Origin of the sequence: Tenacibaculum sp. Cn5-46 (assembly GCF_022347705.1) — a bacterium.
Classification (GTDB): Bacteria; Bacteroidota; Bacteroidia; order Flavobacteriales; family Flavobacteriaceae; genus Polaribacter; species Polaribacter aiptasiae.
Map to the genome: position 1 here is coordinate 159,301 of NZ_JAKRGD010000007.1, position 16,431 is coordinate 175,731.

Below are 16,431 nucleotides of genomic sequence, written 5' to 3' on the forward strand. Positions count from 1 at the left end.
GAAAAATCAAATTTCTCAACTTCGAAATAGAAATAAAATTATATACCTATGAATAAAATAGCTGTTTATCTAATCATTTGTTTAACATCCAACTTTTATGCTCAAAATTTCAATGCAAAAATTGATCAATCCATTCAAAAATATATCGAATTAGATCAATTTTCAGGAACTGTTTTATTAGCTAAAAATGGTAAAATACTTTATCAAAGAGCGTGTGGAGATGCTAATAAAAGTTATGGTGTTAAAAATACAATAGATACAAAATTCAATATTGCATCAATGGGAAAAATGTTTACTGGTGTTTCCATAATGCAATTAGAAGAACAAGGGAAATTAAATATTAATGACCCTGTTATTGAGTATCTTAAAGATTTTCCTTTTGGAAATAAGATTACAATATTTCATCTATTATCTCATACATCTGGAGTTGGAAATTATATGAGAGCTTCTGATTATAGGTCTGACAGACATCAATTTAAAGAAATTAACGATTTACTACCAATCATATATCAACAAGAATTAGTCTTTAAAGAACCAGATAAAAGGTTTTCTTATTCCAATTCAGGAATGATTTTATTAGGAGCTATTATAGAAAACATAACGGGGTTATCATATTCAGAATATATAACTAAAAATATATTTGAACCCTTGAAAATGAAGAATACTATAATGAAATTTGGTGATGAAGTAGTTAATAACAGAGCTACAGGTTACTCAAAATCTATATCAGGAAAATATTATAATAATACTCCTTATGGTAGCTCTCCGTTTCCAGATGGAGGCATCTTATCAACCGTAAAAGATATGCTAAAGTTTGACCAAGGGCTTTATAATTCAACTTTGATTAATGAAATTTCTAAACAGAAAATGTTTAAAGCCTTAAAAGTAACCTATGGTTTAGCTTTTCAGGTCGAAAATAGACAAGGTAATAAAGTAGTAGGGCATGGCGGTGGTATGCCTGGATTTTCATCATATTTTTCTAGATATTTAAAAGATAAATATACCATTATAGCCTTATCTAATTATGATTTAATTTCTAGAAATATAGTACGTCAAATTGAAGGAATTCTTTACAATAAAGAATATCCTTTACCAAAAGAAAGATTACGTTTTTTTATCTATAAAAATAGAGATAAAATTAAAAGTCTTAACTCATTTGATGCTATGGTTAATTATATTAATAATAATCAATATTCACTTAAGCATCCTCAGAGGTTAAATATTATAGCTTATGAGTTTTTAAAAGAAAAAGAAATAGACTTTGCAATAAGCTTATTCAAATTGAATGTACATTTATTTCCAGATGAACCTAATGTTTATGATAGTTTAGGAGAGGCTTATGAAAAAGACAAGCAATATAGTTTAGCACTTAAAAATTATGAAAAAGCTGTAGCGTTAGCAAAAAAGCATTCACACAGATCATTAGAATCCTATAAAACAACGCTAGAAAGATTTAAGAAACAAATGAGTAAGGTTTTATAATTTGTAAGAGATGACCAGTTTTATAAAACAAAATAATCAATTAAGTTATTTTTTAGATCTGATAGTATACTTAGCAATAATGTTTCTTATTAGAGAAATACATATTCCTAATACACACTTTTTAGTAAATACATTTTTGTATTCAGGAACAACTTTTATAGTTGCTACATGGCAAATGAATAGAAGAGGAGTCACATGGAGCTCAATAGGTTTGAAAAGGCCTAAAAGTATTTCTATAACACTTTTGAAAGCAGTTTTTTTGTTTTTAGTTATAATAGTAACATTTCTGATTTTTAAATTTATTCAAGAATCTTTTTCATTAGTTAAAGAAAACCCTACTAGAGGAATAAAAACAGGAAAATCGTTAAGCAATGGAGATTATGGATATGTATTTTCTATTATAATTTTTATTTGGCTTCAATCTGCATTAGAAGAGCTTTTAGAGCGTGCTTTTTTGATTACTTGGTTAGAGAGGCTTTTTGAAAAAACATCGTTTAAAACAACTTTAGCAATCATAATTCAAGCGTGTATATGGGGATTTAGACATTCATATGATATTTCTGACAGATCTTTGTCTGTTGCTTTGGTTGGAATTATTATGGGAATAGCTTACGTGAAGTTTGATAGAAATTTATGGCCGCTTATTATTGCACATTGTGCAATGAATTCAATGTCTTTAATATAAAAGTATTATTAGTTTGGTTTTTAAATCTATTAAAAGCCAAACTAATATTTAAAAATCTGTAATACAACTATATAATTCAATTTTTAGTTTATCGAACGTTTTCTTCATTTCGTCGACACTTCACCCTGTTTAAACTAACAGATTAAAAAACAAGTAAATAGCCATAGTATCTTAGCTAAAAAATTAAAGAAATAATGAAAGCTCAACCAATTTTAGTAAGACTAGTTAAGATATGTGGAAATAAATATGATATCAAATTTCCTGAATTAGAACTGAATATGACTGTAAATAAAGATTTTTTCGCAAAAATTTCTAATAGTCCTGAACAATATAAATTTTTAGTATATCCTTATAACTAAGAAAAACTGTTCTTATAAGGTATATTTTTAATAAGTATTTCAACTTTTAATAAAAAAGAGGGTCTAAATAAAAAGCTTACAATTTTATTTAAAATCATCTTTTTAAAAGATATATATTAAAACAATATATTTATGAAATATCTATTAATTCTTTTTCTTCTATTTTCATTTCAAATATCAACTTTTGCTCATGATGGAGGACACAACAACATAAAGCAATGGGTAATAAACAATAAAGAAGTAAAAGCAGAACTTCTAAAATATGAAGATGGCAAAGTCTATTTCCTAAATCAAAAACGCAAATTACTTGTTTATAATATTGAAGATCTTTCTTCCAAAGGTCAAGAAACTATTTTAAAAAAATATCTTAAAATTTCACACCTTAATCATCAGCAATTAAAATCAGGAAATTTTTCAAAAATAATATTATCTCTAGGTTTCGGTTGCTTACTAATATGTGTTTCAATTCTCTTATACTTAAAACATAAAAAAATAATTAACATACTATATGGATTAATTGGCTTAGGTATTCTTACAATTTCTGCTTGTAGTAATGGTGATGATTCAATAATAAGTAGTCCAATAAATAATATTATTCCTCCCAATAACATAAGCTTTTTGACCAAAATTTTCGGAAATTTTTCAAATGTTTCAACAACTTCTGACAATGAATGGTTTTATATAGAAAGTAATGGATTACCAAATCATGAGATGATGACAGGTATTACTAACTGGCAACAACAAGTACCTATAAATCATTCTTATACAGGATCTAATAATTGGGCTATTCCTATTCAACCAACATTATCAGATAATCCTTTAGATACTAAAACTAATTTATTAAAAGGGGCAATAGCCATTGCAGCTAATGGTATTCCAATTTTTAACCCACTTAATAATAGAGGAGAAGATGCAAATATTATTGGAGAATTAGATAAATGGGGAGGTCATTGTGGAAGAGCTGATGATTATCATTACCATTTACCACCACTTCATTTACAAGCTACAGTTGGTATAGGAAATCCTATAGCTTATGCTTTAGATGGTTTTCCTGTTTATGGAGAAACCACAGAACAATTAGATGAGTATTTAGGAAGATTTACTAATGATGGTAGCTATCAATATCATACAATTACCGAATATCCATATTTTATTGCTGGAATGAGAGGTGTAGTAACCATAGACTCTAATACTTCGGCACCAGAAAATCAAATTATACCACAAGCCGTGAGTCAAGGTGTACGTCCTGCTTTAGAACCTCTTATTGGAGCTGAAATAACAAGCTTCACATCAGTTGGAAACAATTCATATTCTTTAACTTATCAATTGAATACTGAAGAGTATAGGATTAATTACCAATGGAACGCTAACAATCTTTATACATATGAGTTTATAAAACCTAATGGAAGTTCAACAATTGAAAATTATCAGAGATAAATCTTATTTATAAAATATAATACTAAGGAGAGAACTATTATGTTCTCTCTTTTTATTTATAAAAATTCATAAATCATAATCAACTTATTTAACGGAGAAAATATTTTTTAAAAATTTTTGTCATATTTTAAAACTTTCTGTACTAAATAGGTAAAGAGAAAAGAAATTATATGCAAAATCAAAAAAATCAAACTTTCGAACAGATCATAGAAATCAATAAAGAAAAGATATACAGGATTTGTAGAATTTATGCTGTAAACCCCATAGAACCTGAAGATTTATTTCAAGAAGTAGTATACCAAATCTGGAAGTCATATGCTTCATTTAAAGGAAAATCTAGTATTGATACATGGATTTACAGAATTACTTTAAATGTATGTATGCGTTCAAAAGAGAAACTTAATAAAAAGAATTACAAAACAATACGTTTAGATGCTATTCAATTTACTTCAAAAGAAACAACAACAACATCCTTAGAAGACAAAAAATACAAAGCATTGCAAAATTGTATTTCAGCATTAACTCCTAAAAATAAATCAATTGTAATTCTCTCTTTAGAAGGATTGGCTTATAAAGAAATTGCTAAAACAAAGGATTTAACTGAAAATCATATAGCAGTAAAAATGAAGCGAATACGTAAAATATTATTGGATTGTATAACCTCTAAAATAAAGTCATATGGATACTAAACAACAAGAAGCTTGGGATGATTTAAAAAACATATGGAATAAATCATCTCAGAGTAAACAAATAAATATAATTATGTCAGAATTAATCATTGAATTAAAAAGTAAAACAACTGAGTTTGAAAGAAACTCAATTAAAAAAGATTTAGAATTTATTAAAGGAAATATCAGTCAGTTTGAAAAAGATTCTATAAAAAGAGATATGGAGTTTATCAAAGGAAGTATTAGCAATTTTGAAAAAAACTTTGTTAAAAGAGGCTTGAATATTTTTAAAAACATCTTGAAAAGGTTTGTAGAAAGAATAAAACGTAATAAAAGTTAAAATTATGTTTTCAAATCAACCAAAATCAACAACAAAAAAAATTATCATTCTAATTCTGTTTTTAACAACTAAACTTAATTACTCTCAATCTTTAGATAACAATAACAAGGCTTTAGAGAAAAAAATAGATAAATATCTTACTGAAGGACAAGCAAAAGGTTTTTCCGGAGCTGTATTAATAGCTAAAAACGGAAAAATCCTTTTGAACAAAGGATATGGGATAGCTAATAGAGAAAAGAAAGAAGTTATAACTTCTGAAACTGTTTTTTCTACAGGGTCAGTAACAAAACAATTTACTGCGGCAGCTGTTCTCAAATTAGTAGAATTAGATAAGTTAAAACTAACGGATAAATTAGCAACTTTTTTTAAAAATTTACCAGAAGACAAGAAGAACATTACTATACATCAATTATTAATACATGCTTCTGGTTTAGTAGGTGGAATAGGTATAGGTGATTTTGAAGATATATCTACAAATAATTTTTTTAAAACGTTGTTCAATACAAAATTACGTTATAAATCAGGAACAAAACACAGATATTCAAATGCTGGTTATAGTGTTTTAGCACGTATTATTGAATTGGTTTCTAAACAAGAATATGAAGAATTTTTGTTAGAACATTTGTTTAAACCATCTGGTATGATGCATACAGGTTATTTAATGCCTAAATGGGAAAATAAAAAATTAGCAAACGGTTATGTCAATGGAATTATAAATTGGGGAGCTATGATTCCCCGTTTTCAAAAAGCAGGCAACATATCTTGGGCTTTAAAAGGAAATGGAGGAATACAATCAACATCAGAGGATATGTATAAATGGTATCAAGCATTGAATTCAAACCTTGTATTGTCAAAATCATCGATTAAGCTTTTAACAACTCCATATATAAAAGAACAGGAGGGGAGCGACTTAAGTCATTATGCATATGGTTGGGCTATTTTTAATTCAGATAGAAAAACTAAAATAGTAACACATAATGGATCAAATGGTATCTTTTTTCATGAATTCATGTGGTTGCCAGAAGAAGACACGGTATTAATATTTTTCACAAACGCTTACAGTAGAGAAGTAGAAATTATATGGCAATTAGAAAAAATGCTATTTGCTCAAAATTATTCACCTAAACCTATTCAGAAAAGCCCTTATCTTTTAGTCTTAGATTTTATTGATAAGAATAACGTTAATCAGTCAAAAGAATTATTATCATTAATTAAACAAAAATACGGATCAGATTTTTCAGATAGTAATGTATTAAACCAAATAGGTTATATGCTTTTAGAAAGGAATCAATCTTCTAATTGGATGATTGAATTATTCAAACTAAATGTCCGTTTATTTCCAGACAATGCCAATTTATGGGATTCATTGGGTGATGGTTATAAAAGTAAAAACGATACAAAAAACGCTATTAAATCTTATAAAAAAGCATTGGAATTAGATCCTACTATTACTACTTCTATAAAATCATTAAAAGAATTAGGTATTGTGTATACTAATAAAACTCCTAAAACTATAAATATCTCTAAATCCATATTAAAAAATTATGTAGGAGAATACCGATTAAAATCTGGACATTTAATCAAAGTATTAATAAAACAAAGTAATTTGTATATAGAGTTCCCGGGAAGACCTTTAATGCAATTAATTCCTAAATCAGAAACTAAATTTTCTATAGCTAATAGAAATGCGTCCCTCATGTTTATGAATAATGCAACTGATATAAATAGTTTTACAATTACGGAAAATGGGGAACAAATGATTGCTAAAAAGTTAATTCATAACTAATAACTTTCTTATATATAGGTTACTTGTATTGGTAACCTATATATAAGCTTTGTTTAATCAAGGTTAGAGAAATAATCAATAGCATCTGTAATAGCATTATCTATAGGCTGATAAACTAATTTTAAGTCTTTTACAGATTTTTCATTAGAAAAATAATTATCAATACATAAAGCTTTCATATTTGCGGTACTTAAACTGGATGTAATTCCAAACTTTCTCAAAAAACTTCCAAAATAACCAAGTATTCTAAGGAACTGTTTTGGAAGCATTATCATTAATGATTTTTGATTAGCAATAGTTTTTAAATTCCTAAAGAATTCTCTATAGCTTAAATTTTCATTAGCGATAAGATATTTTTCGCCTGAGATACCTTTATCTATAGCATTTATAATACCTTGTGATACATCCTTTACGTGTACAAAATTTTTTCCTCCTGGAGGATAAAATATAATTTTCTTTTTCCATCCCATTAATATGATTTTACCTGAGCTAGGTTTAGAATCATAAGCTCCCAACATAAAAGTAGGATTGATAATTATAGTATCCATTTTATGATGATTCTCTACTAAATAGTTTTCAGCTTCGTACTTACTTTTAGCATAAAATGACTTCCTAAACAGTGAGCTCATTTCATTATGCTCAGTACCCAAGTTCTTTATAGAACCATAACCTATAGTATTAGCAGTACTTACAAATATAAATCGCTTCACTTTATTTTTTACAGCTGTATTATGTAATTGGATAGTAGCATTACAGTTTACTTTCCAATACTCATCATAATTAACTAAACTTTGATCAGTAATTGCTGCAATATGAATAACTACATCAATAGTAGCTAATAAGTTTTCAAAATCACTGAAAAGATGACCTTCAACCAATTCTAAATTTTTATGAAGATTCCCCTTATAACTATTTTTATTTCTGACTAAACCTTTGATATGATATCCTTTATCTAATAAATCATGACATAGATTTGTACCTAACAAACCACTAACTCCCGTAACAAATAATTGTTGCATATTATACTTCTCTTTTAATAATATTAGTCATCATAGGTACTTTTATCCAAGTAGGTAACAGCGTGGAAAAAAACCAACTTATAGGATTCACTAAAATTAAAGTTCTTCCCTTGAGCATCTTTTTCAGAGAATATTCAGCGACTTTTTCAGGTTCTAGTAAAGTCAATTTTCCTAAAGCTCCTTGTTTTTCTATGCGAGCCGTTATTTCTGGATTCGTTTTCATTGGCCCTGGATTGATTACACTTACCGATACTGATGTGTTTTTTAGCTCTTCTGAAAGACCTATAGAAAAAGAATGCACAAAGGCTTTTGAAGCTGGATATATAGTTTTATAACCCAACGGAGAAAATGCAGCCATGCTAGAAACATTTAAAATATAAGCTTTTGGCTGTCTTTTTAAGTTTGGAAGTAATTGATGTATTAAAGTTGTAGTTGCTTGTATGTTTACTTGAATAATCGTGTTTAAATAGGCTAAAGAAACATCTTCAAGTCTTCTAGTGCCTCCAGTTCCTGCATTGTTTATTAAGATATCTATTTCATGGTTTTCTTGAAGTTTTTTAGCTAAAAGTTTAGTATCATTATTTGAAGAAAAATCAATTTCATAATAGATCACTTTAACTTTATATTTTTCTTTTATAAAAACAGAAAGCTCTTTTAAATTCTGATTTGGTAAACTAATAAGTATAACATTATATTTTCTTTTTGCTAATGCTATAGCAAATGATTTCCCTAGTCCTTGACTGGCTCCTGTGACAACAGCAAATGCATTATTTTTCATTTATCGTATTTAAAAATGATAAACAAAAGTAGGGGAGAACCTATATGATAATGTTCGGATTTATAAAAGAGAACCTGTTCTTAAAACACTGTTTAACAGGTAAGTTAAATTAATTTTAGTGCTTTTTATAAACTAGAACGTTCTTTTTTAAACTCAGAAGGTGTTTTATTGGTAAACTTTTTGAAAGTTGTATTAAAAGCTGTTTTAGAATTGAAACCTGCTTCAAAAGCTATACCTAAAATAGAAAGTTTATCTGATGAATTATCTAACAAAAGAGACTTTGCTTTATTTACTCGATAACCATTTATAAATTGATAAAAATTTTGATTAAATCCTTTATTAATAATATACGATAATTGATGAGGAGTAATATTCATATGTTCTGATAATGAAGCTAAGTTTATATCGCTATTTAAATATAATTGCTGTTCTTTCATAAGAGCATTTAACTGTGATTTATACTCTACAAGTTCCTCTTCTTTAAAAAGTTTTCTTTTAGTGACAATATCTTCTTTTAAGTCTTTATCAATGCTAATAGCTGTATTACGATATTTGATATTCTTTGGGAATATTTCTTTTTGTTTTAGTGCCTTATAAGCAATAAAAAATATGGTAGTTAGCATCATGAGATTTATATAAATATTCAAAGGCATTTTGTAATAAACAATGTTAAATATGCTTATTACTACAGAAGTTATTAGAATAATAAATATAATTTGCTCAAGCCATTTAAGATCTATCTCAACAATAGTTGAAGAAAAATGTTTGATTTTTTTTTGGTGTTGTTTGATTCTTAAATATGATTTTACCGAATAAAAAAGAACATGAATAATTATCAAACTTATTGAAATACTATGCAAATCAGCTTTCGTATTTATTGCAACAAACTGTGTTGTCAAGTATAAAATAGGGAGAAATAAATAGCGGATACTACTAACATTAAGCTTAAAATTAGGATTTGTAAAAAACACAAAACTTAAATAAAATACTAAGGGCCCTAAATATTGAATAAAGGAAATTATACTTTTATAAACGCTGTTCATAGTTGTATTCCCTATTAATAATAATATTTCATCTAGCCAAAATGATGCCCAAATACAAAAAGAGATTCCAAGCCAAAAATTAGCTTTCTTATTCACTTTTAATGGATTTGAAATCATTAAAAATGATAATAATATTAAAAAAGAAAAAATAAATATTTCAATTAAATGTAATAACATAGTTAGCTCTATAACGACGTTTTTTAATCAGTATTTCTTAAAAAAATTAAGAAGTATAATTCTCTATTGCTTTATGTAATTTGTCTATCATACGCTGTCGTAAACGTGCTGGTTTTAATATTTCAATACTGTTACCAAAACCAAGGATTTTACGTTCCAATTCATAATTAACTTGAACTAAAATATTAAATACAACTCCATCATCGGTTCGTTTAATTAAACGTTGACTTCTATGAAAAGGTTTGGTAATAACATAAGGAGCGTTTTCTTTATCAATCCAAAATTCAATGCGTTGTGCTCTAGTGTTAGCCACTGTAGCACCGATTACATCTCTATAATATGTATCTCCATCAATTTGCAAATCGTTATACTCTTGATTCTCTTCTTGTACTATATTTGATATTCTATCTAGAGCAAGAGTGATGTATTGTTTTTTATGAGAAGCTAATAAAAACCATCTGTTATTATACTCCTTCAATAATTGAGGATGCACGGTCATATTACTTGCTTTACGAGCTTTAAATGATTGATACGTAATTGTTACAACTTTTTTATTTTGAATGGCTGCATAAATAGGGTCAATATATTTTAAACCTTTTAATTGTTCATTTTTATCTAAATGAATAATTGCTCGATTTGTTTTTTGTGAAGCATAAACAGAATCTTCTAATCTCTGTAAAACACCGTCCATTTCTTTAAACAATGAAAAATCTTTAAACTGACGTAAAACTTGAATAGCTTCATTCATAATTTGAACATCATTATCTGTTACAGGAATATTCATAATACTGTATTCTTCTTCAGAATAACGATAAAACTTACGATCATATACTTCAATAGGAGCATTGTACCCTAATTTGTCACTTCGCATTGATTGAATATCCAATTGAACAGTTCGCTTGCTTACATAAACATCTTTGCCTTCATATTCATATAGAGCGTCAGAACAAGCTTCAATTAAATCATCCAAAGTCCAACGTTTCATTTTATTTCGCAAACATTGATCTATTGTTTTATATCGAATTAGCGCATTTTTATTAGAAGCCATTTACAAAGAGTTTAATTCATTTTTCAAATTTGTTCTCGCTTGTTCTTCATATAAATCTCTAAACGTTGCTGTAGCATAAATAAAGGGCTTATTAATGAAGTGTTGCAATACTTTCTTACGTCCTTTTTTATAAAGAAAATTAGGAACTGATTTGTATTCTTTTCGTATCAACTTGGTATATTTAGAATAAATATCAGAGGAGGTACCTAAAATTCCTAAATCAAAATCGATAAGCCATTTCGTATCACTGTCATTTGCCTCATGAGTTTTAGTGGCTATGATTTGTTTGTGAATAGCATCTAAGTTATTAGAAGATAAATCAATTTTAGAAAGACAATCAAGAGCAAATACAGCACTTTTTTCTTCGTTATCTTTTTTCCAAATGTTATAGATAATATCATGATAAAACACAGAGAATGATACTATATCTATGTTTTCAATCTGATTATTATAAGTATCAACATAGTTGAAAATCTCTTTTAGATGCGTAAGATTGTGGTAAGCTCTATGCTTTTCAGAATAATTTGTTATTATCTCTTTCCATAGTAATTCTTTAATAGTAGCATCATTCGTATAGTTAGATATCAATTCTGAAAAACGTTGTTCTAAATTCATTTATATCAATTTTTTGATAAAATTAGAAAATAAATTTTACTACGCAAAAAGATTGCGCACCTTAGTTGAATATTTGTACCGGAATCATAAAAAAAGAAGAAATTCTTAAACAGTAATCGCTCCACAAAACAAGGAGTTTGTGGAGCACATAAAATGAAAATTATGAAAAATGAAATGAAAATAACAGGAAAAGAATTAATAGCATTGGGACATAAATCAGGGAAATGGTTTCCTGAAGCTATAGAGTATTTAAATAAAAATGAGCTATCTGAAAGTGAAATATTAGAGTATTTAGAACAATTTAAATCAGGACCAGAGATACCATTGTTGGATAATCCAATGGATTTTAAAGTAAATATAAAGGCTGAAAATGAATTAGAAGAAATTAATGTTAATTCTGTAGTTACTTCTATGGAAGTCTTGATGAAAACTCCAACAATAGTTAACGGAGCAATCATGCCAGATGCTTGTCCAACTGGTCCCTCAGGAACTATTCCTGTAGGAGGAATTGTAGTAGCGAAAAATGCCATACATCCAGGAATGCATAGTGCTGATATTTGCTGTTCAGTAATGTTAACAGATTTTGGAAAAGCTAATCCTAAAGATGTTTTAGATGCTGCACATTCAGTAACTCACTTTGGATCTGGTGGTAGAGATAGAAATACCCAATTTCGTTTTCCTATGGATTTATTAGCTGAAATAGAAGCTAATCCATTTCTAAATAATCAAAAATCGATTTCTGCAGCTAGAAGTCATTTGGGAACACAAGGAGATGGGAATCATTTTTTATTTGTTGGTAGGTCTAAAAAAACAGGAAACACAATGATGGTTACACATCATGGAAGTAGGGGATTTGGAGCTAATTTATATAAACGAGGAATGCATATAGCTGAGCAATTTAGAAAAGAATTATCTCCTAAAACTTTAAGACAAAACGCATGGATTCCATTTGAAACTGAAGAAGGAAAGAATTATTGGAAGGCATTACAAATTATACGTAAATGGACTAAAAAAAATCATGAAGTATTGCATGATGCAACTCTAGAAAAATTAGGACTTATAAAAGAAAATCGATTTTGGAATGAGCATAATTTTGTTTTTAGAGATGGTGATTTATTCTATCATGCCAAAGGAGCAACGCCATTAAATCCTAAATTTATGCCTGATATTACTGGGCCAAGGTTGATTCCTTTAAATATGGCTGAACCAGTATTAATTGTAGAAGGAAATACTACTGAAAACAATTTAGGTTTTGCGCCACATGGAGCAGGAAGAAATGTGAGCAGAACACAACATAGAAAAAGTAAAAAAGGAACAATACAAGAAATATTCGAAGAAGAAACAAAAGGTTTAGATATTCGTTTTTTCTCAGAAGAAATTGATATTACTGAGTTACCTTCAGCTTATAAAAACGCTAAAACAGTACGTAATCAAATGAAAGAGTTTGGTTTAGGGAATGTAATAGATGAAGTTTTACCATATGGCTGTATTATGGCGGGTGATTGGCAGAAAAATGCACCTTGGAAAAAACGAAAAAGAAGAAATAAATAATTGATATGACAGATGAGGATATAATCAATTTATTAGATATAGAACCAATAATTAATGCTAGATATAACCATCTACTTTATGCCATAACTGATTGAAATAATGAAGTAATAAATGTGGATGATTACCTAATTCAAGTAAAAACTTATTTAAATATTAATGAAATTACCTCAGAAGTATTAAAATCAAAAGTAAAATCATTTACTATCAATAATAGTGAAGATATTTGGAACTTAGAATCTATCAGTGAATTAGTTATATTTTTAGAAAAACAAAATAATTACTTAAAAAGTATGGGGATTAGTAAAGTTTTAAAACAAAAAGCATATGAAGTTTTGATAAACAAAATTGATATTGAAACTTTTGAGGGATTTATATATAAATTAACAGAGAAAGCAGAATTTAGTAGTAATAGTTTATTGTTTGATATTGTTAGTATTAACTATAAATCTAAAAATTCAAAAAAAGAATTAAAGAGTTTAATAAAAAAGCTTTTCACTAAAAATGAACTATTAAGCTTAAATGTTTATGAGAATTGTTTAAAAATAATACAATATGAAAACATAGAAGAATTTGATAATAGTCTTAAATACCTTTCAGATCAATATGTGGAAAGTAACTATGAATACAATGTTTTCTATAACTTTTATAGACTTAATAACGAAAGTGTTTTTATTTCAGAAATAGGGTATAGTTACAGTGAAATAGATAAAGAACAAATCATAAAGAACACAAAGGAATATTCAAAAATTGTCATTGACATGTTTAATTTTTATAAAGAAAATGAAGACTGGGATAACTTTTTGACAGATAAAAATTATAACAATTTTAATTATGCTAAAAAAGATAACGAGGATATAGAATCTTATATTCCGAAAAAAAGAAAAACAAATAAGTTTTATGATTCTCTTCTTAATTTTTTAGGATTAAATTAAGTATTAGTAGAAAAATATAAAAAAAGAAAATGAAAAAAGAAATAAAAAATAAGTTATTAGAGATAGAAAAAAATAGAAAAGCGAGAATACTTTTTGCTTGTGAATCTGGAAGTAGAGCTTGGGGCTTTGCTTCTCCAGATTCAGATTATGATGTACGTTTTATTTATTCAAAACCATTAGATTGGTATTTATCAGTATCAGACAAAAAGGATACTATTGATATAATGGATGGAGATTTTGATTCTGTAGGTTGGGAACTCAAAAAGCAATTAAAATTGATAATGAAATCTAACGTTCCAGCGTTAGAACATTTATTTTCTCCCATTATTTATAAAGGAAATAGTAATTTAATTACTGAATTAAGAGAAATTGGAACAGAATGTTTTTCACCAATAGCTTCTATGTTTCATTATTTAAGTATGAGTAAAAAATACGAAGGAAAATTAATGGACGAAAAAATTAAATTAAAGGACTTATTTTACGCTTTAAGAACAGCATTAGCTGGAAAGTGGATATTAGAGAATAATTCATTACCTCCTGTTGTTTTTGAAAAAATGCTTAGTTTAATAAATGCTAATTTAGAAAGGGAGATTAAAGATTTAATAGCTATTAAAAGTAATGAAAACGAAGCCTATTTACATTCTAAAAATATAGAAGTTATAAATCTTATTTCAGACTTAATAACTGAAAATAGTAAATATGCTAAAACACTTTCATCTGGTAAGCCCAATATTGAGAGAATAAATTGTTTTTTATATAAAACATTAACTTATGAAAACAGTTGAAGAACTAAAAAAATCTGGTAGTATAATTTTTGAATGTACAAGTGGTAGTAGAGCATATGGCCTTGCTACACCTAATTCAGATACTGACATTAGAGGTGTATTTATATTGCCTAAAGAACAATTCTATTCTCTAAATTATACAGACCAAATTAATAATGAAACAAATGACATAGTGTATTATGAACTAAAAAAATTCATTGAATTATGTTTAAAAAATAATCCAAACATTCTTGAAATGTTAAACGTATCTGATGAATTTATTTTACAAAAAAATCCTTTGTTTGATGAAATAAAAAAAGAAATATTCCTTTCAAAATTATGTAAAAACACATTTGCAAATTATGCATTTACACAGATAAAAAAGGCTAGGGGATTGAATAAAAAAATAGTCAACCCTGTTGAAAAGCAAAGAAAGTCTGTTGATGATTTTTGTTTTATAAGAAAAGATAAAAAATCTATTCCTTTAAAGCTATTTTTAGAAGAGCGCAATTTAAAAAGTAAACATTGTGGATTAGCAAAAATTGCTCACATGAAAAACTGTTATAATTTATTTTACAATGAAAATTTATTTTATAAAGGTATTTCAAAAGAAAAAGCAAACGAAGTATGTTTAAGTTCAATACCAAGGGAGGAGGAGCCAATAGCTATGTTATACTTTAATTTAGATGGATATTCATCATATTGTAAAAAATATAGAGAGTACTGGTTATGGGTAGAACAAAGAAATGATGAACGTTATAAAAACAATATTTCTCATAATAAGAATTATGACGCTAAAAACATGATGCATACATTTCGTTTGCTACATATGGCAAAGGAAATAGCAGAGGAAGCCAAAATAAAAGTTAAAAGAGAGGATAGAGATTATTTACTTTCAATTAAAAATGCTGATTTCGAATATGACGGTTTAGTTGAAAAAGCTGAAGAATTGAGAATGAAATTAGATATTTTATACGAAAAAGCACAATTAAAAGAAAAGCCTGATATGAAAGAGGTAAACAACCTGTTAGTTACTATCAGAACAAAATTTTACAAGCTAAATTTGGAAGTTTAAAAGTATTTTATTCATCTTTGCCTTAGTTCATTCACAGGTTCTTATCTAATTTTTGTAAGATATGTAACACAATAATGCGTTACATAATTTATAAAATATAGTATTATGAATTGGAAAATTCAAAAATTGACTAATGGAGAAACCATTATATCAAAAGAACCAGGTAATTCTATGTTACCTCTTTTAAAATCTAAACAACCAGTAAAATTAGCTCCTATTAATTGGAAAGATTGTAAAGCTGGAGATATTGTTTATTGCAAGGTTCGTGGAAATTGTTTTACACATCTTGTAAAAGGTAAAAATGATAAAAGAGGACTATTGATTGGTAACAATCATGGTAGAATTAACGGATGGACAAAAAATGTTTATGGAAAAGTAGTAGAAATACTTCCAATACCATAGGCATTATTAAAAAAGAAATTATTAATTATATTTTATAAAAATAAAGTAAAAAGCTTATGAGCATAATTAAATTACATAAAATGGGCGCTAAACTGCGACTTTTTAGGTCGGTGTTCTAGGTTAAAAACTTTAAAAAGCATATTAAAGGCGTCCAAAATTGATTTTTTGGACGTTTTTTTTATATTTTTTTTCAAAAACTAATAGATGCCAATACATCGTGTAAGTTTTAGCTACATAACAATAAATCAAAGAGTTATCTAAACTCATTAT

The 16,431-nt window shown here is 27.2% G+C and carries 17 protein-coding genes; 12 read left to right on the forward strand and 5 right to left on the reverse strand.

Annotated elements, in window-relative coordinates; genetic code table 11:
• The first annotated feature begins 48 nt into the window (after nucleotides 1–48).
• The 7 genes from MHN29_RS14875 (at nucleotide 49) to MHN29_RS14905 (ending at nucleotide 6,757) form a co-directional block, all read left to right on the forward strand.
• Complete coding sequence (locus tag MHN29_RS14875; RefSeq protein ID WP_235275337.1) at nucleotides 49–1,482, forward strand: serine hydrolase domain-containing protein; 1,434 nt, start codon at nucleotides 49–51, stop codon at nucleotides 1,480–1,482.
• 79 nt (nucleotides 1,483–1,561) lie between these two features.
• Nucleotides 1,562–2,167 (forward strand): CPBP family intramembrane glutamic endopeptidase, encoded by a 606-nt coding sequence (locus MHN29_RS14880; RefSeq protein WP_235275338.1) that lies wholly within the window; start codon nucleotides 1,562–1,564, stop codon nucleotides 2,165–2,167.
• Nucleotides 2,168–2,361: 194 nt separating this feature from the next.
• Nucleotides 2,362–2,526: a hypothetical protein gene (locus MHN29_RS14885; RefSeq protein ID WP_175578630.1), complete on the forward strand. Its 165-nt coding sequence runs from the start codon at nucleotides 2,362–2,364 to the stop codon at nucleotides 2,524–2,526.
• A gap of 132 nt (nucleotides 2,527–2,658) precedes the next feature.
• Nucleotides 2,659–3,963, forward strand: a complete 1,305-nt coding sequence (locus MHN29_RS14890; protein ID WP_235275339.1) for a YHYH protein — start codon at nucleotides 2,659–2,661, stop codon at nucleotides 3,961–3,963.
• 170 nt (nucleotides 3,964–4,133) lie between these two features.
• Nucleotides 4,134–4,652 (forward strand): RNA polymerase sigma factor, encoded by a 519-nt coding sequence (locus MHN29_RS14895; RefSeq protein WP_235275340.1) that lies wholly within the window; start codon nucleotides 4,134–4,136, stop codon nucleotides 4,650–4,652.
• Entirely contained in the window at nucleotides 4,642–4,971 is a 330-nt protein-coding gene (locus MHN29_RS14900) for a hypothetical protein (RefSeq protein WP_235275341.1), read from the forward strand. Before MHN29_RS14895 ends, MHN29_RS14900 begins: the two co-directional genes overlap by 11 nt.
• 4 nt (nucleotides 4,972–4,975) lie before the next feature.
• On the forward strand, nucleotides 4,976–6,757 hold the full coding sequence (locus MHN29_RS14905; protein ID WP_235275342.1) for a serine hydrolase: 1,782 nt from the start codon (nucleotides 4,976–4,978) through the stop codon (nucleotides 6,755–6,757).
• Nucleotides 6,758–6,810: 53 nt separating this feature from the next.
• Here the strand turns inward: MHN29_RS14905 and MHN29_RS14910 are convergent, their stop codons facing one another.
• From MHN29_RS14910 to MHN29_RS14930, 5 genes are all read right to left on the reverse strand, one after another.
• Entirely contained in the window at nucleotides 6,811–7,776 is a 966-nt protein-coding gene (locus tag MHN29_RS14910; protein WP_235275343.1) for an NAD-dependent epimerase/dehydratase family protein, read from the reverse strand.
• 1 nt (nucleotide 7,777) lies between these two features.
• On the reverse strand, nucleotides 7,778–8,554 hold the full coding sequence (locus tag MHN29_RS14915; protein WP_235275344.1) for an SDR family oxidoreductase: 777 nt from the start codon (nucleotides 8,552–8,554) through the stop codon (nucleotides 7,778–7,780).
• A gap of 125 nt (nucleotides 8,555–8,679) precedes the next feature.
• Nucleotides 8,680–9,180: an AraC family transcriptional regulator gene (locus MHN29_RS14920; protein ID WP_235275345.1), complete on the reverse strand. Its 501-nt coding sequence runs from the start codon at nucleotides 9,178–9,180 to the stop codon at nucleotides 8,680–8,682.
• 640 nt (nucleotides 9,181–9,820) lie between these two features.
• Nucleotides 9,821–10,822, reverse strand: coding sequence for a YafY family protein (locus tag MHN29_RS14925; RefSeq protein ID WP_235275346.1), 1,002 nt, complete (start codon nucleotides 10,820–10,822; stop codon nucleotides 9,821–9,823).
• Nucleotides 10,823–11,437, reverse strand: a complete 615-nt coding sequence (locus MHN29_RS14930; RefSeq protein WP_235275347.1) for a hypothetical protein — start codon at nucleotides 11,435–11,437, stop codon at nucleotides 10,823–10,825.
• A 174-nt stretch (nucleotides 11,438–11,611) separates the two neighbouring features.
• On the opposite strand from MHN29_RS14930, the gene MHN29_RS14935 reads away from it, so the two are divergent.
• From MHN29_RS14935 to MHN29_RS14955, 5 genes are all read left to right on the forward strand, one after another.
• Nucleotides 11,612–12,988: an RtcB family protein gene (locus tag MHN29_RS14935; protein WP_235275470.1), complete on the forward strand. Its 1,377-nt coding sequence runs from the start codon at nucleotides 11,612–11,614 to the stop codon at nucleotides 12,986–12,988.
• A 113-nt stretch (nucleotides 12,989–13,101) separates the two neighbouring features.
• On the forward strand, nucleotides 13,102–13,920 hold the full coding sequence (locus tag MHN29_RS14940; RefSeq protein ID WP_235275348.1) for a hypothetical protein: 819 nt from the start codon (nucleotides 13,102–13,104) through the stop codon (nucleotides 13,918–13,920).
• A 29-nt stretch (nucleotides 13,921–13,949) separates the two neighbouring features.
• On the forward strand, nucleotides 13,950–14,705 hold the full coding sequence (locus tag MHN29_RS14945; protein ID WP_235275349.1) for a nucleotidyltransferase domain-containing protein: 756 nt from the start codon (nucleotides 13,950–13,952) through the stop codon (nucleotides 14,703–14,705).
• Entirely contained in the window at nucleotides 14,692–15,759 is a 1,068-nt protein-coding gene (locus MHN29_RS14950) for a DNA polymerase beta superfamily protein (protein ID WP_235275350.1), read from the forward strand. The genes MHN29_RS14945 and MHN29_RS14950 overlap by 14 nt, the downstream gene beginning before the upstream one ends.
• Before the next feature lie 105 nt (nucleotides 15,760–15,864).
• A complete protein-coding gene (locus tag MHN29_RS14955; RefSeq protein WP_235275351.1) occupies nucleotides 15,865–16,161 on the forward strand; it encodes a S26 family signal peptidase in 297 nt (98 codons plus the stop codon).
• Nucleotides 16,162–16,431: the final 270 nt, after the last annotated feature.